Source organism: Aequorivita vladivostokensis (assembly GCF_000952855.1).
Lineage (GTDB): Bacteria > Bacteroidota > Bacteroidia > Flavobacteriales > Flavobacteriaceae > Aequorivita > Aequorivita vladivostokensis.
In genome coordinates this window covers 53,219-71,282 of the sequence record NZ_JSVU01000009.1, presented here as the reverse complement: position 1 = coordinate 71,282, position 18,064 = coordinate 53,219, and the positions used below count along the sequence as shown (strand labels likewise).

General features: G+C 41.0%; 20 protein-coding genes. 15 read left to right on the top strand and 5 right to left on the bottom strand.

The window, feature by feature from the left end:
- Position 1: 1 nt before the first annotated feature.
- On the bottom strand, positions 2–1,318 hold the full coding sequence (gene ahcY / locus MB09_RS13040; RefSeq protein ID WP_045081419.1) for an adenosylhomocysteinase: 1,317 nt from the start codon (positions 1,316–1,318) through the stop codon (positions 2–4).
- A 93-nt stretch (positions 1,319–1,411) separates the two neighbouring features.
- Between ahcY and MB09_RS13035 the strand changes: the two genes are divergently transcribed.
- The 9 genes from MB09_RS13035 (at position 1,412) to MB09_RS12995 (ending at position 8,516) form a co-directional block, all read left to right on the top strand.
- A complete protein-coding gene (locus tag MB09_RS13035) occupies positions 1,412–2,047 on the top strand; it encodes a 4'-phosphopantetheinyl transferase family protein (RefSeq protein WP_045081358.1) in 636 nt (211 codons plus the stop codon).
- Between the two features lie 3 nt (positions 2,048–2,050).
- On the top strand, positions 2,051–2,767 hold the full coding sequence (locus tag MB09_RS13030) for a phosphoglycerol geranylgeranyltransferase (RefSeq protein WP_045081357.1): 717 nt from the start codon (positions 2,051–2,053) through the stop codon (positions 2,765–2,767).
- Positions 2,768–2,924: 157 nt separating this feature from the next.
- Complete coding sequence (locus MB09_RS13025) at positions 2,925–3,185, top strand: thiamine-binding protein (RefSeq protein WP_045081418.1); 261 nt, start codon at positions 2,925–2,927, stop codon at positions 3,183–3,185.
- Positions 3,169–3,807: a nicotinamide riboside transporter PnuC gene (gene pnuC / locus MB09_RS13020; protein ID WP_045081356.1), complete on the top strand. Its 639-nt coding sequence runs from the start codon at positions 3,169–3,171 to the stop codon at positions 3,805–3,807. The genes MB09_RS13025 and pnuC overlap by 17 nt, the downstream gene beginning before the upstream one ends.
- A complete protein-coding gene (locus tag MB09_RS13015; protein ID WP_084709128.1) occupies positions 3,804–4,334 on the top strand; it encodes an AAA family ATPase in 531 nt (176 codons plus the stop codon). Before pnuC ends, MB09_RS13015 begins: the two co-directional genes overlap by 4 nt.
- A gap of 101 nt (positions 4,335–4,435) precedes the next feature.
- On the top strand, positions 4,436–5,980 hold the full coding sequence (locus tag MB09_RS13010) for a DUF4301 family protein (RefSeq protein WP_045081354.1): 1,545 nt from the start codon (positions 4,436–4,438) through the stop codon (positions 5,978–5,980).
- Positions 5,977–6,381, top strand: a complete 405-nt coding sequence (arfB, locus tag MB09_RS13005) for an alternative ribosome rescue aminoacyl-tRNA hydrolase ArfB (protein WP_045081353.1) — start codon at positions 5,977–5,979, stop codon at positions 6,379–6,381. Before MB09_RS13010 ends, arfB begins: the two co-directional genes overlap by 4 nt.
- A gap of 214 nt (positions 6,382–6,595) precedes the next feature.
- A complete protein-coding gene (locus MB09_RS13000) occupies positions 6,596–7,030 on the top strand; it encodes a hypothetical protein (RefSeq protein WP_052671396.1) in 435 nt (144 codons plus the stop codon).
- Positions 7,031–7,154: 124 nt separating this feature from the next.
- A complete protein-coding gene (locus tag MB09_RS12995; protein WP_045081352.1) occupies positions 7,155–8,516 on the top strand; it encodes a sigma-54-dependent transcriptional regulator in 1,362 nt (453 codons plus the stop codon).
- Between the two features lie 2 nt (positions 8,517–8,518).
- Here MB09_RS12995 and MB09_RS12990 read toward each other — a convergent pair whose 3' ends face one another.
- Positions 8,519–10,999, bottom strand: coding sequence for an ATP-binding protein (locus MB09_RS12990; RefSeq protein WP_045081351.1), 2,481 nt, complete (start codon positions 10,997–10,999; stop codon positions 8,519–8,521).
- A gap of 19 nt (positions 11,000–11,018) precedes the next feature.
- On the opposite strand from MB09_RS12990, the gene MB09_RS12985 reads away from it, so the two are divergent.
- Positions 11,019–11,258, top strand: coding sequence for a hypothetical protein (locus MB09_RS12985; protein WP_045081350.1), 240 nt, complete (start codon positions 11,019–11,021; stop codon positions 11,256–11,258).
- 132 nt (positions 11,259–11,390) lie between these two features.
- Entirely contained in the window at positions 11,391–13,571 is a 2,181-nt protein-coding gene (locus tag MB09_RS12980; protein WP_045081349.1) for a TonB-dependent receptor, read from the top strand.
- Positions 13,572–13,671: 100 nt separating this feature from the next.
- Here MB09_RS12980 and MB09_RS12975 read toward each other — a convergent pair whose 3' ends face one another.
- Positions 13,672–14,109, bottom strand: coding sequence for a hypothetical protein (locus tag MB09_RS12975; RefSeq protein ID WP_045081348.1), 438 nt, complete (start codon positions 14,107–14,109; stop codon positions 13,672–13,674).
- A gap of 182 nt (positions 14,110–14,291) precedes the next feature.
- Here MB09_RS12975 and greA point away from each other — a divergent pair, with 182 nt between their 5' ends.
- Together greA and MB09_RS12965 are read left to right on the top strand one after the other, a co-directional pair.
- On the top strand, positions 14,292–14,768 hold the full coding sequence (gene greA / locus MB09_RS12970; protein WP_045081347.1) for a transcription elongation factor GreA: 477 nt from the start codon (positions 14,292–14,294) through the stop codon (positions 14,766–14,768).
- 2 nt (positions 14,769–14,770) lie between these two features.
- On the top strand, positions 14,771–15,166 hold the full coding sequence (locus MB09_RS12965) for an HIT family protein (protein ID WP_045081346.1): 396 nt from the start codon (positions 14,771–14,773) through the stop codon (positions 15,164–15,166).
- Here the strand turns inward: MB09_RS12965 and MB09_RS12960 are convergent.
- Complete coding sequence (locus MB09_RS12960; RefSeq protein ID WP_045081345.1) at positions 15,156–15,503, bottom strand: hypothetical protein; 348 nt, start codon at positions 15,501–15,503, stop codon at positions 15,156–15,158. The genes MB09_RS12965 and MB09_RS12960 overlap by 11 nt on opposite strands.
- A 2-nt stretch (positions 15,504–15,505) precedes the next feature.
- Positions 15,506–16,660, bottom strand: a complete 1,155-nt coding sequence (locus MB09_RS12955; RefSeq protein ID WP_045081344.1) for a sensor histidine kinase — start codon at positions 16,658–16,660, stop codon at positions 15,506–15,508.
- A 119-nt stretch (positions 16,661–16,779) separates the two neighbouring features.
- Between MB09_RS12955 and MB09_RS12950 the strand changes: the two genes are divergently transcribed.
- Together MB09_RS12950 and MB09_RS12945 are read left to right on the top strand one after the other, a co-directional pair.
- Positions 16,780–17,655 (top strand): flavin reductase family protein, encoded by an 876-nt coding sequence (locus tag MB09_RS12950; protein ID WP_045081343.1) that lies wholly within the window; start codon positions 16,780–16,782, stop codon positions 17,653–17,655.
- 31 nt (positions 17,656–17,686) lie between these two features.
- Positions 17,687–18,064, top strand: coding sequence for a DUF3127 domain-containing protein (locus tag MB09_RS12945; RefSeq protein WP_045081342.1), 378 nt, complete (start codon positions 17,687–17,689; stop codon positions 18,062–18,064).

Here is an 18,064-nt window from a genome sequence, read left to right as displayed (position 1 = left end):
TCTAATATCTATAATACTCAGGCTTAAACGGCCCTTCAACAGTAACGCCAATGTATTCGGCTTGTTCTTCAGTAAGCTCGGTAAGTTCAACCCCGATTTTCTCAAGGTGAAGTTTCGCAACCTTTTCATCCAAATGCTTTGGAAGCATATAAACTTCGTTTTCATAGTTTTCGCCATTTTTCCAAAGCTCGATTTGCGCCAAAGTTTGGTTGGTAAAACTGTTGCTCATCACAAAACTTGGGTGACCCGTAGCACAACCAAGGTTTACCAAACGGCCCTCGGCCAGAAGGATAATGTCCTTTCCGTTGATGGTGTATTTATCCACCTGTGGCTTAATTTCAACATGGGTGTTGCCGTGGTTTTTCTTCAACCAAGCTACAGCAATCTCATTGTCAAAATGCCCAATGTTACAAACGATGGTTTTGTCTTTCATCGCTTCAAAATGCTCTCCGCGAACAATGTCTTTGTTTCCAGTTGTCGTAATTACAATATCAGCATTGCCAACAACGGTTTCCAATTTTTTTACTTCAAATCCGTCCATTGCAGCTTGTAGCGCACAAATGGGGTCAATTTCGGTAACGGTAACGATACTTCCCGCACCTTTAAACGAAGCGGCAGTTCCTTTGCCCACATCGCCATAACCGCAAACAACCACACGTTTTCCTGCCATCATAATGTCAGTAGCACGGCGGATGGCATCAACGGCACTTTCGCGGCAACCGTATTTGTTGTCGAATTTACTTTTGGTAACGCTATCGTTAATGTTTATAGCCGGCATTGGCAAGGTTCTTTTTTTCACGCGCTCGTAAAGACGGTGAACACCGGTGGTAGTTTCTTCAGAAATACCTTTTACGCCAGCGGCAAGCTCTGGATATTTGTCCAAGACCATATTGGTTAAATCGCCACCATCGTCAAGAATCATATTCAACGGCTTGCGGTCCTCGCCAAAGAAAAGCGTTTGCTCAATGCACCAGTCAAATTCCTCCTCGGTCATCCCTTTCCAAGCATAGACCGGAATTCCAGCGGCAGCAATTGCAGCGGCAGCGTGATCTTGTGTAGAGAAAATGTTGCAGGAGCTCCAAGTAACTTCGGCCCCCAATGCAACTAAAGTTTCAATAAGCACCGCGGTTTGAATGGTCATGTGAAGACATCCCGCAATGCGCGCACCTTTCAAAGGCTGCTCGTCTCCGTATTCTTCACGCAAACTCATAAGCCCCGGCATTTCCGCTTCGGCAAGCTCAATTTCTTTTCTTCCCCAGTCTGCCAGGGAAATATCTTTTACTTTAAACGCCGTGTAAGGCACAGTTTTCGTTGACATATTTGTTATATTTATACCCTTAAAAGCGGGCATTTGTTAAAAATAATTTCTGTTTTTCAGTCCGCAAAAGTACACAATATCCTTTAAAAGTTTATGCCACTTTACAAAACTATAACAGTAAATCCCCACACTAAAGTCTTCATTTGGAAGATTGAAGAGTCTTTTGAAGCACTTTCCGAAGGAATCCAATTGACCCAAAATTGTGCAAACCGAGTAAACAATATGAAAAGCGACCTGCACCGTCGCGGGTTTATGAGCATTCGGCATTTGATGGCTCTGGAAGGATATACGGACCAGGATTTGTATTATGACGAAAACGGAAAGCCCCATTTAACGGGCGATAAGCATATTTCCATTACCCATTCCTTCAATTTTGCGGCGATAATCATTAGCGATATTGAAGTGGGAATAGACATTGAAAAGCAGCGCAACAAAATCCTAAAAATAGCGCATAAATTCACTCCAATCGAAGAATACCGAACCATCGCCAATGAAGACGCCCTAATGCGAAAACTGACAATCGTTTGGTGTGCGAAGGAATCACTTTATAAAAGTTTTGCCGAAAAAGGCGTGAGCTTTTTGGAACATATTTATGTGGAAGACTTTAGACTCGATGACACCAAAACCACTGCTACGGTGACTTACGAGGACAAGGAACAAACATACGATGTAGATTTTCTGGAGTTTGAGGAATTCACTTGTGCCTATGCCCTTATTTCTGAAAAATAGCAGATGGAAGACATTTTTTATAAAAATCTTCTGAAATCGATAGCCGAAAAGGAAAGGCAGCTCGCCATTTTGATTGACCCAGATAAATTCAATAGTTCTGAAACCGATTCTTTTCTGAAAAAAATACCGAAGCAAACCACCCATCTTTTTGTGGGTGGAAGCACCGTTGCAAATGGCGAAACCGAAGCAACCGTAAAAGCGTTGAAAGTCGCAACAAAATTGCCAATCTTTCTATTTCCCGGCGACTGGTCGCATATTACGCACTTTGCCGATGCGCTTTTGTTTTTAACGTTGCTTTCTGGGCGGAACGCGGAGTATTTGGTGGGACAACAGATAAAGTCCATTTCAAAATTGAAAAATAGTTCATTGGAAATTATTTCCACAGGTTACATTTTGATTGATGGCGGCAATGGTTCGGCAGTTTCAAAAGTGACGAATACTGAACCCCTTCCGCAGGAAAATATTGAAAACATTGTGCATACGGCATTGGCAGGCCAATTTATAGGGGCAAAAATTATTTATTTGGAAGCGGGTAGCGGCGCAAAATTTCCCGTAAAACCCGAAATTATTTCCGAAGTAAAAAAAGCTATCAACATCCCTTTAATAGTTGGCGGCGGAATAAAAACCGAAGCACAAAACAATACCGCTTACGAAGCTGGAGCGGATATGGTTGTGATGGGAACGGCGTTTGAAAAAAGTCATTTCGACTCCGCTCAATGACCGGTCTCGGTGGCTGAGCGGAGCCGAAGCCACGAGATTGTGATGGGAACGGCATTTGAATAAATTCCAAATCTTAAAAAACCAAATTCCAAAAACTGCAAACTGTGACTGCGACTGAAAACTTTTTAAAATCGTAGTTTTGAAAAAAAATGAAAAAATGAAAATCTCAGTAGAACTCACACTAACTCCGTTACAGGACGATTACGAACCCGCAATAATCAATTTTATAAAAAGCCTTCGAAACTCTGGTCTTACAGTATTGGAAAATCCGCTAAGCACACAGGTTTACGGCGATTATGATGCGGTGATGAATTTGCTGCAAAAGGAAATGAAAGTCGCATTGGAAGCCGTGGAAAGAGGTTTGCTTTACATCAAAATAGTAAAATCAGACCGCAGCGACTATGAGCCCCATTTTTGATTGGCTATTTCAGCAATACGAAGCGGTGCCAAGGCATATCGTAATCCTTGAAATCATTGCGGTAATACTGGCCTTGGCCAGTGCTTGGTTTTCCAAAATGGACAATATTCTTATTTATCCAACCGGAATTTTGAGCACCGCCATTTTTGTCTATATATTAGCCTATTACGGACTTTTGGGCGATTTGATAATAAATGCGTACTACTTTTCAATGAGTATTTACGGTTGGTACATCTGGACCCGAAAAGTTGATGCCGAACATTATACGCCAATAACCATTACAACTCCAAAAGAAAAGAAAATCAGCCTTTTGATTTTTGTGGCTACTTTGCTTTTTATTTATATTATTTATGAAATTTTCGAGAAATGGACCAGTTGGACTGCTTATGTGGACACGCTAACTACCGCGCTCTTTTTTGTGGCAATGTGGCTATTGGCTCGTAAAAAATTAGAAAATTGGCTTTTTTTACTGGTGGGAAATGTAATTTCGATACCCCTATATTTTTATAAGGGATTGATTTTTACGTCCTTCCAATTTATGCTTTTTGTCGTTATTTCAATATACGGATACCGCGCGTGGAAAAGAAACCTAAACATACCCGAAACCAGTCTGCTGAATTGATTAAAGTAGTTTTATACGGTCCCGAATCTACTGGCAAAACTACCTTGGCAAAACAATTGGCGGCGCATTACAAAACGCTTTGGGTGCCGGAATATATGCGGGAATACCTTCAAAAAAAGTGGGATTCCGAAAAGAAATTGGTTGAAAAGGAAGATTTAATTCCCATTGCAAAAGGGCAATTGCAACTTGAAAAAGAAGCTTCGCAAAAGGCTGAAAATCTGCTGATTTGCGATACGAATTTGCTCGAACTAAAGGTCTATTCGGAATATTATTACGACGGATTTTGTCCTTCGGAAATAAAAACCGAAGCAACCAAAGCCAATTACAGCATCTATCTTTTGACCTATGTTGACACGCCTTGGGAGCCGGATATTTTGCGCGACCGTCCAAACAACCGCGAGGAAATGTTTCGTATTTTCGAGGCCGAATTGAAAAAACAAGGTTTCCCGTATAAAATTTTAAAGGGAAACGAGGAGCAGAGGTTTAAAAAAGCAGTTCAAATAATTGACGCTTTATTGGATAGATAGAAAATCTCCGTGTCCTTTGTGCCTCTGTGGTTTTATCACCACAAACCTGCCCGCAGCATGCGGGGACACAGAGAACACAAAGAAAAAATTAGGATTCAAAAATGTTTACAGAAAAAAACATACAACAAATAAAGAATCATGGGCTTTCCGAAGCTAAGGTAACGCGACAACTCGAAATTTTTATGGAAGGAATCCCCTTCGCAAATGTAGTTGAACCAGCTTCAGCGGATAATGGCATTGCGGTATTTTCAGAAACGGAACAAAACCATTTTGTAGCGCTTTTTGAAGCTGAAAAAGACAAACTTGATTTGCTGAAATTTGTGCCAGCTTCGGGCGCTGCTACGCGAATGTTTAAGTTTTTGCATCAGTTTTTGGAGATTTATGATTTTGAAAATGAAGACATCGATGCGTTTCTTCAAAAGGGAGAAAACAAGAACTTAAAAATCTTTTTTGATTCAATCGAACAATTTGCTTTTTCTCCTTTGGTGAAAGATAAATTGGAAGCGAAATTCCCCGATTTTAAAAATTTCGAAAAAGGAAAACGCTACTATTTCTTTGTAAAGGAAATGCTGGAAGAAAACGGGCTGAATTTCAGCAACACGCCCAAAGGTCTCGTTCCTTTTCACAAATACGGTGAAAATTATGTTACCGCTTTTGGCGAGCAATTGTATGAAGCAGCATTTTATGCAAGCGCGAACGGTATAGCCAATTTACATTTTACGGTTTCCGCGGAACACGAGGAAAAGTTTAAAAAACGATACCATGAAATTCAGGAAACCATTGAAAATAAAACAGGCGTAAAGTTCAATATTTCATATTCCTTTCAGAAAAAGGAAACCGATACAGTTGCCGCAACCCTTGAAAACAAACCTTTTTTAGATGAAAATGGCGATTTGGTTTTTCGTCCGTCCGGGCACGGCGCGCTTTTGGAAAATTTGAATGAAGTGGATGCCGACATCGTTTTCATAAAAAATATTGACAACGTGGTTTCGCAAAATTATGTGGAAACCATCGCTTTTCAGAAAAAAGTGCTCGCCGGAAAATTGCTTTCATTGCAGCAAAAAATCTTCGGTTTTGTGGAAAAACTTCACGCTGCAAATCCTTCTGACCTGTCCGCCGGGGCGGAAGAAGTTTTGAAAAACGCTTCGGACTTTATTTCCCGAGAACTTTTCATAAAAAACACTCCTATATATAAAGAGGAAATTTTAAAAGCCCTCGAACGGCCCATCCGCGTTTGCGGTGTGGTTGAAAATACGGGTGCTCCCGGCGGCGGCCCATTTCTTATAAAAGACAAGAACGGACACCTTTCCTATCAAATCGTGGAAATGAGCCAGATTGATACCAATAATCCGCAACAAAGGGAATTGGTTGAAAAGGCCACACATTTCAATCCGGTGGATTTGGTCTGCGGCCTGCGAAATTATAAAGGCGAAAAGTATGATTTGCTTCAGTTTTCTGACCCCGATGCGGGTTTTATTTCGAATAAATCTTATAATGGCAAACCCATAAAAGCACTGGAGTTGCCCGGACTTTGGAACGGCGCGATGGCAAACTGGAACACGGTTTTCGTGGAAATACCGCTCATCACCTTCAATCCCGTAAAAACGGTAAACGACCTTTTGAACCCTGTACACCAACCGCAATGAACACGGAGCAATTAATTTCTGAACTTTCCTTTAAAGCCATCCGCAGCAGTGGGCCGGGCGGGCAGCACGTGAACAAAACGGCTTCAAAAGTTGAGGTGTCCTTTAATTTGGAAACTTCCGAAGCACTTTCGGAAACTGAAAAGGAACGAATCCACAACAAACTTTCCACAAAAATTTCTTCCGAAGGGATAATTACCCTGCAATGTGGCAAAACCCGAAGCCAGTACCGCAACAAAGCAATCGTTATTGAAAGGCTTGTTGAATTGCTTCAAAAAAACCTTAAAGTCGCAAAACCGCGAAAAAAAACAAAACCTTCAAAAGGCGCGATTGAAAGACGTTTGAAATCCAAAAAAGAGAACGCTTTAAAAAAATCCAATCGCAAACCACCAAAAATTGAATAGTGCTTATACAAAAACTGTGTAATTTTTATACAACTGTTCTTTCCGTTACACACTTTTCTTAAAATTCAAAACAATAGAATATTCCTTAAACAGCTGTTTTGTAGTTATTTGCTGGTTTTTTCTGTTCCATATTTTCTATGGCACTACTTTTTCTATATACAAGGCAACAAACAAACTTAGAAACGAATAAATAATTTTTTAAAAACAAAAAACAATGAAAAAGTTAATTTTAAGCACAGCAATCGTATTGGGAGGTTTAACCGCAGCAACCGCGCAAGATAAAGAGCCAACTGCTATGAACGAGCAAAAACAAACTGCCGTTGAAGCGCAAGTGGAAAGCAGAATTGAAGCTGCCCAAGATGTCGATGCTGTTGTTGAAACCGAAGCTACAGTTGCAACAGATGCCGAAACTGCTGAAATCGCAGCAGCTGATGTTGCCCAAGACTATAAAGAAGTAAAGGCTTCTGAAGTGCCACAAACCGTTCAAGATGCCGTAGCTAAGGATTTTAGCGGTGCCACTATTTCTAAGGCTTATGTGAATGCACAGGGAGACTATAAAATCGAACTTGCCACTGCCGATGCCAAAAAAGCAACGGTGTATGCAAACGCAAAAGGCGAGTGGATTAAAAATGAATTAAAGAAGCAGTAAGCTGCAGGTATTTTAGATTCAATACTTCTGGGAAAGGCGTCCATAAATTGGGCGCCTTTTTTTATGATAAATTTAAAGTTTGCCCAGCCATATACTCACTATTTTTACGGTCTCACAAAATATAATGGCGCAGCAAATACATATAGTTGAAGACGATGTAGCTTTTGGAAAGATGCTCACCTCTTTTTTGGAACGAAAAGGTTTTAATGTCTCTGTTTCGCTTTCAGGCGAAAATGCCCGAAAAATCATTTCTGAAAACAAGTTCGATTTGCTGATAACCGATTTAAAGCTGCCGGACGATTCGGGTCTTGACTTGCTTGAATTTTCCCAAAAAAATTCCCCAAACACCAAAGTGATTTTAATGACGGGCTATGCCGAAGTGGATACCGCGGTAAAAGCCATAAAAAAAGGGGCTTTGGACTATATTTCGAAACCGTTCCGGCCCGAGGAATTGCTGATGATTATTGAAGCGGATTCTCAAAATACGGAATCTTCGGAAGAGCCCGTTTCAGAAACTGTTGAGCCGAAACAACCTGCTTCCCAACCAACTTCTGAAAAGCCCAAATTTGTCATCGGCATCAGCGAAGCATCCAAAAAATTCAACGAATATTTAAAGCTGGTCGGGCCAACGGATATGTGCGTTCTTATTCAAGGTGAAAGCGGAACTGGAAAGGAAGTTGCCGCAAAGGCAATCCACAATTATAGTTCCCGAAAAGATAAAAATTTTGTGGCCGTGGACTGCGGTGCCATTCCGAAAGAGATTGCTGCCAGCGAATTTTTCGGCCACGTAAAGGGAAGTTTTACCGGCGCGGTAAATGACAAAAAAGGACATTTTGAAGCGGCAGACGGCGGCACATTATTTTTGGATGAAGTCGGTAATCTTTCATACGAAAATCAAATTCAATTACTTCGCGCTTTGCAGGAACGCCGCATAAAACCCGTGGGCAGCAATACCGAAATTGAAGTGGATGTGCGCATCCTTTCCGCAACCAACGAAGATTTGCTGAAAGCCGTTTCCGAGGGGAAATTTAGGGAAGATTTGTACCATCGTTTGAATGAATTTTCAATCCACATTCCATCGCTGCACGAACGGAAAGAGGATCTTTTTCTGTTTATTGAATACTTTTTAAATGAAGCAAATAAATCTTTGGGAAAGGAAGTAATCGGACTTTCGAAAGAAGTGAAAGAAGCCTTTAAAAACTACGCTTGGCCGGGCAATTTGCGTGAATTGAAAAACGTAATCAAGCGTTCCGTTTTGTTGACCAATTCCCGATTGATTCCGTTGGAAGTGATTCCGCGGGAAGTTTTGTTTGCTGAAAATACGAAAAAGGAAACCGTAGATTTTTCAAAGGAAAGCAATGAAAAACAACTTATTTTGAACGCTTTAAAGGAAGCCGATTTCAATAAAACCAAAGCCGCAAAACTGCTGAACATTACCCGCAAAACGCTTTATAACAAACTGGAGCATTATCAAATAGATTTGTAAAATCAGCTATTAGAAAGCGCATTTTGTAAATCCCGAATGTTCAAAATAAGCTTTTCAAAATCCATCTTCATTTCCACAGGTTCAACTGTTTCGGCAGTGTAATCCTCCATTTTTTCGAGAATGGGAATTACTTCCTTTGCCCTTATTTGGCGGAACATCGTGAGCATTCTGTGGGCAATTTCAGAAATAGTTTTTGTGTCATTTTCAACAATTGAATTTTTGATTTGCTGCAGATCTTTTTCGGTTTGAGCGTTGAAAACTTTTAGCACTTCTTCCAAGGCTTCGGGCGTATTTAAAAAGGATTTTAAAAGGGAAAGGTCGAATTTTTCATTGTCTGCGGAATTTGATTTGAAAATTTCATCCACAATATTTTCTTCCGAAAAATTCCTGCGGTTTGGGAAAATGCGCTCCAAAACTGCAACGAGTTCCTGTTTTGAAAAGGGTTTCGGCAGCATTTCAGAAAACCCTTTTTTGAGGTAGAAATCGCGGCTGTGCTCCCTACTTCCTGTCATTGCTATTACGGGCTGATTTTTATAGGAATTTATTTCGCCATTTTTCAGTTTTTCCAAAACTGTAAAACCGTCGGTTTTTGGCATTTGGATGTCGGTTAAAATGAAGTCGGGACGTGATTCAGCTCGGGAACCAAAATTTGAGGTTTTTAGTTGTTCGTAACTTTCAAATGCTTCCGAAGCAATGCCCAACTGCTCAAAAATTTCCTGTAAAAGTGCGCGAATCGACTGGTCATCGTCAATAATTACGGCTTTCAGACCTTCAAAAGAAATGTTTTCCTTCGGAATGGTTTTCGTCAAAATCCTATCTGAATTTTTCAGCGGAAGGGTTAAAATAAAGTTGCTTCCTTCCCCCAAAACACTTTCCACCTTTAGGCTTCCTCCCAAAAGCTCGGTGAGTTTTTTTGAAATGGCAAGCCCCAAACCGCTGCCGCCAAATTTGTGGGCAATCTCGGTTTCGGCCTGCGTAAATTCATTGAAAATAAGCTGCTGTTTTTCTTCGGAAATGCCAATTCCAGTATCGATTACGGAGATTTTTATTTTGGAAATTTTTGGAACACTGAGCGCAGTCGAAGTGTCAAGTTCTTCAACCTTAATTTCAACGCTTCCGTTTTCGGTAAATTTAAAAGCATTGCCGACGAGATTATTTATGATCTGCCGAATCCGCAGCGGGTCGCTTTCAAAAATTTTGCTTTTAATTTCCTGCGAAATGGAAAACTTCAAATCGACAGCTTTCTGCGGAAACTGCTGTTTTACGGCATTTCCGGCTTCAACGATAATATTTTCCAAAGAAAAGGGAACGCTTTCAATGGGCAATTTTCCCGCTTCCAATTTGGAGAAATCCAGCAAATCATCCACCAAATGTGAAATGAAATGCGAGCTGGAAGTGATTTGCCCTAAATAGTATTTCTGCTTTTCGGAAAGGTTTGAATTTTCAAACAATTCGGAATAGCCGCTGATGGTATTTAAAGGCGTTTTTAAATCATGGCTTACGGTGGAAATGAGCTGTTCGCGGCTTTTCAAAAGCGATTCCGCATAATTTTTGGATTCTTCCAAATTCTTTTTAAACCGTTCCGCCCTAAAAAAATCTGAAAGAATAAAATACGAAAACAGCAAAACCACGATACCGCCCAAAATTCCGGCAAACTTCAGGATTTTCTTGGTGCGTTCCATGGATTTTGCCCGCTGCTGCTTTTCCAGATTGTTGTTTTTTGTAATTTCACGGTCAAAACTGGCGATAATCTCGCGCAAACGTTCCGAAATATTGAGATCGTTGCGAATCAATTCGTTCTCTTTTTGTATCAACGATTCGCGAATTCGAGAATTTTCCTTTTTCGCCTCGGCAACAATATACCGTGCGGCGACAAGCATGGAATCTACGGTTTTCGACTTGACAGTGGATGTGTCGCGTGCGGCATCACTGTTGAGATAATCGGCATATTTCTGCCAAATCCTGCGTTCGCGCGGTTTCAATTTTGACGGATTTCTGATTAACGACTCCACCGAATTCAAGCCTACGGAAGCTTCCAGTTTACGCACCTCGCGCATAATATCGTCCAGCGAAGTATCTTTTTGGTTCGTCAAACGAAGAATTCGCAACTGTTCAATGTTTCGGTTCTTTTCCTTGAGCAACGTTTTTACACTGTCCAATTGTTTTAGCTGAAAATCGTTGGTGGTAAGCGATTTTATCTCGTCTATTTTTCTGAAAAGCGAATCGGTTTTCGCCATATATTTTTCAAAATCTTCATCGCTTTCGGTTAAAAGCGCGAGCCTCGAAAATCCGTCGGTCTCGTAAACCAAATTGATGAGTGTTCCGGTTTCAATAAACTTTTTTTCACCTGTGGTTTCGCTTGATTCAGCAGTGAAATTTTTGAATTCAGAATATAAAAAAAAGCCTACCAACACAGCCAAAGCCCCCAAAACAAGGTAGCTGAGGATGATTTTAAAGGTGAATTTGTTTTTTGAAGTGGCCATCGTTCAAATGTAAATAGTAATGAAACGGGGAAGTATTAAGAATATAGTAAAAAAAATCGAAATCGAAACCGAAATCGAAAACGATGCGGAAGTATTTGGAGAAATTGAAAAAAGAAATGTACTTTTGCCGAACATCTCAAAGGGGTGCTTTTGGAAGTACGAAATTGAAGATACGAGTTACGAAACTATTTCGTTGCTCGTCGCTCAAAATTCCAACTTCAAAAGGCTGAGATTATACCCAAAGAACCTGGGCGGGTAATGCCGCCAAGGGATACAAATAGGAACCCCCTGTAATATTGCACGACGCAATGTTTTCAGGGTTTTTTTATATAAACCATTTAACAAACCAAGAATAACGCCCCTTTTATTCGTATAAAATTATTTTTTACGAATGAAAAAGTTATTGATTACCACAGTTTTTACTTCTCTTTTTATTACCGTTTCCGCGCAGGAAAAAACACAGGATTCCACAAAAATTGAAGCCTTGGACGAAGTTTTGGTACAGGCCGTCCGCGTAGATGCCGATTCGCCAATTACCCACTCAAACCTCGATAAAGAGGAGCTCGAAAAACGAAACCTCGGGCAGGATATTCCGTATATGCTCAACTATCTTCCGTCGGTGGTTACCACGAGCGATGCCGGCGCTGGCGTTGGCTATACCTACATTCGTGTTCGTGGGAGCGATGCTTCGCGCGTAAATGTTACGCTGAATGGAATTCCGTATAACGATTCCGAAAGCCAAGGCACGTTTTGGGTCAATCTACCCGATTTTACTTCCTCGGTGCAAAGCCTGCAGTTGCAACGCGGCGTGGGAACTTCCACCAACGGTTCGGGCGCTTTTGGCGCGAGCTTGAATTTGTTGAGCGATGCCGTTTCGGAGGAAGCCTATGGCGAAATTGCCAACTCCTTCGGAAGTTATAATACACACAAGCACAATATAAAGTTCAGTACTGGCTTGCTTTCCGAGCATTTTGAATTAGCGGGAAGGTTGTCAACCATTCAATCCGACGGATATATTGACCGGGCCAGTTCCGACTTGAAATCATACTTTCTGCAAGGTGCTTTTGTAAATAGAAATACTTTGATAAAAGCCTTGGTTTTCGGCGGCAGGGAAGAAACTTACCAATCGTGGAACGGTTTGGAAGACCCCGAAAAGCTTGAAAACGACCGCACCTTTAATTCTGCCGGAATGTACACCGATGAAGATGGAAATATTCAGTTTTATGACAACGAAGTAGATAATTATGCCCAAGACCATTATCAATTGCTTTGGAACCAGCGTTTCAGCAATAATTGGAGCACCAATGTTTCTTTAAATTATACAAAAGGTGAAGGGTATTTTGAACAATACAAAGAGAATGAAGATTTTGAAACCTACGGTTTTGAACCCATAGAAATTGGCGGTGATACCATAAATACAACCGATTTAATCCGCCGCCGCTGGCTCGATAACGATTTTTACGCGGCGAATGCGAACGTGAATTACAAAAACAACAAAATTGATTTTACGGGCGGGGCGTTTTACAGCTATTACACCGGCGACCATTTTGGCGAAGTAATTTGGGCGCGCTACGCCAGCGATTCTGAAATACGGGACCGTTATTACGAAGGGAATGGCGAAAAAAGTGAATTCACCGTTTTTTCAAAAGCAACGTATCGAATCAATGAAAAGTGGAGCGTGTTCGGCGATTTGCAGGGACGGTTTTTGAACTATAATATTTCGGGGATTACTTCAGATTTGGAAGCTTTGACCGTAGATGAAGACTATTCCTTTTTCAACCCAAAAGCGGGATTGACCTATAAATTAAATCCTTCAAACCAGTTCTATTTCTCCTATGGAAAGGCGCACCGCGAGCCTTCACGAAATGATTACGAACAGGGAATTGTTACGCCCGAAAAGTTGGACGATTTTGAACTTGGATGGCGATTCGCCACCGAAAAGGCAAAGGTCAACACCAATATTTATTATATGAATTACAAAGACCAATTGGTACTCTCCGGCGAACTGAACGATGTGGGCGCGCCCTTACGAACCAGCAGCGGAAAAAGCTACCGTTTGGGACTGGAAGTGGATGCTGAAATACAGCTTCTTAAAAATTTGAGAACCCTGCCAAATATCGCGTTGAGCACCAATAAAAATGTGGATTTCGTCACATCCCGCGATGGGGATTTGGTAAATCTTGGCAATACAAATATTTCCTTTTCGCCTTCGGTAGTCGCAGGAAATATGCTGGAATATTCGCCAATCCAGAACTTGCAATTGGGCTTTCTTTCAAAATTTGTGGGCGAACAATATATGGGCAATATTGACAGCGAAGCTTCAAAATTGGACAGTTATTTCGTGAATGACTTTAACATTGTTTACACTTTGGACTCGCTTCCGTGGGTAAAGGAAGTAGTTTTTTCAGCCTTGGTGAACAATATTTTTAACGTGGAATATATTTCCAACGGCTACTTTTATACTTATGATGATGATTTCAGCAATCCCGGAACCGTTACTACCGTTGAAGGCGCGGGATATTATCCGCAGGCGACGATTAACTTTTTAGTGGGAGCTACAGTGAAGTTTTAACTGCTGTTTTTTCGGCTCCGTCTGTCTGCCGAGGCGCGCGGGACAGATGGAGTGGAAGGAATGAGGGTAGCAAAAATTAAGTCTAATGGATATTTAGGTATTAGTTGCTCACGTTAATGGTATTGCCGTTTCGCACCGCCCGATAGGATTGCATTGGGTATTGGGTGTCGGGCTCGGTGGTGTGCCTTCCAAAATTTACGATATTATACTTATTGTCGTCATCCGGGCAAGGACAGGTCGCAATTGGGCCATCCACCTCCATTCGCGAACAATTGCTCGGCACGTGGTTTGGGTCGGTGAGGTCATACGCAAAATATTGAGTTTCACTCACACAATAAACCACAATTCCCTTAATTCCCTGGGAAGTAATAACATAATTTCCGGGAAATCGAAGACCGTTGTACTCAGGCAAATTTAAGTTTAAGTTCAGATTTACAACAGGATCGGTTAAATAGGGATTTCGTTCTTTTTGGTCATCATTTTTTGAACAGGATACCAGTGTGAAAATTATTGAAAGGAAAATAATTATATTCTTCATGGAAACTACTAAATTTTAAGGCCGAAATTACAACAAATTATACTACAACTAAATTTTTAGTATATTTGTTAAACATAATCCCGTCGCCGTATGGGATTTTTCTATTCCCGCGCTGGCGGGAATCTTATTATATGGAATTTAAGAATTAAAAAAAGGGTTTGTAATACGCAAACGATGAAGTTATGAGTAAAGTATCTTATTACACCGCCGAGGGATTGAAAAAGTTAAGGGATGAAGTAGATTATCTACGCGATGTGGAGCGCCCAAAAGCCTCTAATGCCATTGCCGAGGCTCGCGATAAAGGCGACCTCAGCGAAAACGCGGAATATGACGCAGCCAAGGAGGCCCAAGGAATGCTGGAAATGCGTATTGCAAAGCTGGAAGAAGTACTTGCAAACGCCCGTTTGATAGATGAATCGCAACTGGATTTGAGCAAGGTTTTGGTACATTCCAAAGTGAAAATAAAAAACCAAAACAATGGCATGGAAATGAGCTATAAGCTCGTGGCCCAAAGTGAAGCTGACCTAAAAACGGGAAAAATTTCTGTAGATTCCCCCATCGGAAAGGGATTGCTGGGCAAGCAAAAAGGCGAGATAGCCGAAATACAGGTCCCCAATGGCGTGCTTAAATTCGAAATACTGGAAATTTCAAGAGATTAACTATGGCATCAATTTTCACTCAGATTATTGAAGGTGAAATTCCTTCTTATAAAGTGACAGAAGACGACAATTTCATTGCGTTCTTGGACATAAATCCAAACGCAAAAGGCCATACGCTTTGTGTGCCGAAAGAGGAAATCGACAAGATTTTTGACATGGGCGAGCATATGTACCTTCAATTGATGCAGTTTTCACGAAAAGTTGCACGCGCGCTTGAAAAAACGGTTCCCTGCAAACGTGTGGGAATGGCCGTCGTGGGCTTGGAAGTGCCGCACGTGCACGTCCATCTTATTCCTTTGAATGAAATGGACGATATGCGATTTACCAAAAAGGTAAAAATGACTTCGGAAGAATTTGAAATGTTGGCCGAAGCCATTGCCGAAAAACTTAAATCGTAGGAATTAGTAGATACACTACCGCTGCAATCAAAACAATTGCTGCGATTACTAAAATATAAAATAGCGGTTTTACCTTTAAATATTGTTTATTGGTTTCCGCTATTTTTTTGTTGTAATCAAAAACGCGCTCAATGTCTTCCGTCCAGTTTACGGGGTAAATATCGTTTTTGCAGGTATGGCAGTATAAATTGCTTTCTATTTCGGAAGCTGGTTTTTTAAAAAAAGAGTTTTCTTTTTCTACTTGGGTAAATGTAAATTCCAGGCCATCGGTCCCAAAACAAGTGGGGCAATTGTTTTTTAAGCGCCCCGTGTGTAAAATATGTGTTTTGGTCTCCATAATTAACTTTCTGTCTTTAAGGCTATTTCCATTGTTGTGCCTTGGTTTGGTGCGCTTTTAAGTACACGTATTTTACCATTATGATATTCCTCGATAATTCTTTTTGCGAGGGAAAGTCCAAGGCCCCAGCCGCGTTTTTTGGTGGTATAGCCAGGTGTAAAAATTCTTCTGAACACACTTTTTGTAAGGCCTTTTCCCGTATCGGCTATATGCACTAGCGCATACTTTGAGTTTTGTTCTATTGAAATGGTAATCTTTCCTTTTCCTTTCATCGCGTCAATTCCGTTTTTCACCAAATTTTCAATGGTCCAGCTGAAAAGTTGGGGATTCATCTGAACGTACACAGGCTTTTCAGGAATATCGAGTTGAAAATCGATGAGTTTCGAAGTCCGTTTCTGCAAATAATGAAAAGTGGCTTTGGTTTCAGCAACCAGATCACAGCGTTCCAATTTTGGTACCGAACCTATTTTTGAAAACCGGTCTGTAATTTTTTCCAAGCGCGAGATGTCCTTTTCCATTTCGGCAATATATTCGGAATTTACATTTTCACTTTTCAAAATTTCTGTCCAGCCCACCAAGGAGGAAAGGGGCGTGCCAATTTGGTGTGCCGTTTCCTTTGCCATCCCGGCCCAGAGCCTGTTCTGTTCGGCAGATTTTGAGGTTTTGTAAAAAAGATAAACGGCTAATATGAAAAGAAAGATAATTAGGATTAAGGCTGCGGGATAGTATTTTAATTTGTTTATCAATGGTGAATTGCCAAAATAAATCACAGAAAGAACTTGATCATTATACTTTACCTCCAACGGTTTATACTCTGACGTAAAACGATCAATGAGTTTTTGTCTAGCGACTTCGTTCTTTAAAATTTCCGGGTCAATATTTCTTCCGTCATAGAAATCCTCTTTTAAAGTGTGAAGAATCATTGGAGTCGTACTGTTGCTTTGGATTATAGCAAGGGCGGTTTCACTAACCGTATTCCCTTCTCCAGCAAGACTCTGAGCCAATTCGCCTTGGGCAGCCGCCCAAATCTCCATTTTGGCCCGCTCGTTTGCTTTTAATTGGGTAAAGAACGCATAAGTATTCCACAAAATAAGGCTGATAACGATAAGCGAAGCCAAAATAAAACCCCAGCGGGAGAGTGATTTATTGCGAAACATACATAAATATTAATTGCAGCGATGCTTTCCAAAAGCAGGTTTAAATATAAAGCAAATATGTTGATATTATTGTATAATCAAGTTTTTACAAGCTATAATCTTTGGGTACATTTGCAGCAATGATCTCTATTGAACCACACGAATTATCCACCGGAAAACTGCACGGCTATCTTTTGGGCGCGGTGGCGCCTAGACCTATTTGCTTTGCAAGTACTGTTGATAAAGAAGGAAACGTAAACCTTTCGCCTTTTAGCTTTTTTAATGTTTTTAGCGCACGGCCGCCAATCCTGGTGTTTTCGCCAGCGCGCCGCGGCCGCGACAACACCACGAAACATACCTATGAAAATGTTTTGGAAGTGCCCGAAGTGGTTATAAACATTGTGAGCTTTGAAATGGTGCAGCAAGTGTCGCTTTCTTCCACGGAATATGCCAAGGGCGTAAATGAATTCACAAAGGCAGGCTTTACTGAAATTCCTTCAGAACTGGTAAAACCACCCCGCGTTGCCGAAGCGCCCGTACAGCTGGAATGTAAAGTGAACGACGTAATTAAACTTGGCACCGAAGGCGGCGCAGGAAATTTAGTAATTTGCGAAGTTGTAAAAATTCATATAAAAGAGGAAATTTTAAGTGAAGATGGCAGCATCGATCCTTTTAAGATTGACACCGTTTCACGGCTCGGTGGCAATTGGTACAGCCGTGCAAAAGAGGGTCTTTTTGAAGTTCCCAAACCATTGACAACTTTGGGAATGGGCGTGGATAGTCTTCCCGAAGAAATCCGCCGTAGCAAAGTTTTGACGGGCAATGATTTGGGAATGCTGGGCAACGTAGAAAATTTCCCAAATTCCGAAGAAATTAATACCTTTATAAATGAATCCGACGAATTGAAATGGTTGCGGGATGAGGGTAATGTTTTAGAAATTCATAAAAAAGCCCAAGACTTTCTTTGCGAAGGAAAAATTGAGGAAGCTTGGAAAGTGCTTTTAAGCAGAAAATAAAAGAAAAACAATAAATATTTAAGTAAAAAAAATGGAACTACAAGGAAAAATAAAAATGATAGATGAAACCAAAACCTACGGCAATAACGGGTTTCGGAAACGTGAGATGGTAATTACTACCGAAGAGCAATATCCACAACATATAATGATTGAGTTTGTGCAGGACAAAACAGATTTACTGAACAGTTATAAAGTAGGGCAAGACGTAAAGGTGAGCATCAACGTCCGCGGCCGCGAATGGGTGAATCCGCAGGGCGAGACCAAATATTTCAACAGCATTCAAGGCTGGCGTATTGAAAATGTATCTCAAACCACGGGTAGTGGCGATATGCCTCCAATGCCTCCGGCGGAAGCTTTTGAACCTGCAAACGATTTTAACGAAGAAGAACACGACGATCTTCCCTTTTAA

Bases quoted from the DNA above. Each gene is read 5' to 3' on its own strand.
- ahcY (WP_045081419.1), bottom strand. From the start codon at position 1,318: ATGTCAACGAAAACTGTGCCTTACACGGCGTTTAAAGTAAAAGATATT.
- MB09_RS13035 (WP_045081358.1), top strand. From the start codon at position 1,412: ATGCCACTTTACAAAACTATAACAGTAAATCCCCACACTAAAGTCTTC.
- MB09_RS13030 (WP_045081357.1), top strand. From the start codon at position 2,051: ATGGAAGACATTTTTTATAAAAATCTTCTGAAATCGATAGCCGAAAAG.
- MB09_RS13025 (WP_045081418.1), top strand. From the start codon at position 2,925: ATGAAAATCTCAGTAGAACTCACACTAACTCCGTTACAGGACGATTAC.
- pnuC (WP_045081356.1), top strand. From the start codon at position 3,169: ATGAGCCCCATTTTTGATTGGCTATTTCAGCAATACGAAGCGGTGCCA.
- MB09_RS13010 (WP_045081354.1), top strand. From the start codon at position 4,436: ATGTTTACAGAAAAAAACATACAACAAATAAAGAATCATGGGCTTTCC.
- arfB (WP_045081353.1), top strand. From the start codon at position 5,977: ATGAACACGGAGCAATTAATTTCTGAACTTTCCTTTAAAGCCATCCGC.
- MB09_RS13000 (WP_052671396.1), top strand. From the start codon at position 6,596: ATGAAAAAGTTAATTTTAAGCACAGCAATCGTATTGGGAGGTTTAACC.
- MB09_RS12995 (WP_045081352.1), top strand. From the start codon at position 7,155: ATGGCGCAGCAAATACATATAGTTGAAGACGATGTAGCTTTTGGAAAG.
- MB09_RS12990 (WP_045081351.1), bottom strand. From the start codon at position 10,999: ATGGCCACTTCAAAAAACAAATTCACCTTTAAAATCATCCTCAGCTAC.
- MB09_RS12985 (WP_045081350.1), top strand. From the start codon at position 11,019: ATGAAACGGGGAAGTATTAAGAATATAGTAAAAAAAATCGAAATCGAA.
- MB09_RS12980 (WP_045081349.1), top strand. From the start codon at position 11,391: ATGAAAAAGTTATTGATTACCACAGTTTTTACTTCTCTTTTTATTACC.
- MB09_RS12975 (WP_045081348.1), bottom strand. From the start codon at position 14,109: ATGAAGAATATAATTATTTTCCTTTCAATAATTTTCACACTGGTATCC.
- greA (WP_045081347.1), top strand. From the start codon at position 14,292: ATGAGTAAAGTATCTTATTACACCGCCGAGGGATTGAAAAAGTTAAGG.
- MB09_RS12965 (WP_045081346.1), top strand. From the start codon at position 14,771: ATGGCATCAATTTTCACTCAGATTATTGAAGGTGAAATTCCTTCTTAT.
- MB09_RS12960 (WP_045081345.1), bottom strand. From the start codon at position 15,503: ATGGAGACCAAAACACATATTTTACACACGGGGCGCTTAAAAAACAAT.
- MB09_RS12955 (WP_045081344.1), bottom strand. From the start codon at position 16,660: ATGTTTCGCAATAAATCACTCTCCCGCTGGGGTTTTATTTTGGCTTCG.
- MB09_RS12950 (WP_045081343.1), top strand. From the start codon at position 16,780: ATGATCTCTATTGAACCACACGAATTATCCACCGGAAAACTGCACGGC.
- MB09_RS12945 (WP_045081342.1), top strand. From the start codon at position 17,687: ATGGAACTACAAGGAAAAATAAAAATGATAGATGAAACCAAAACCTAC.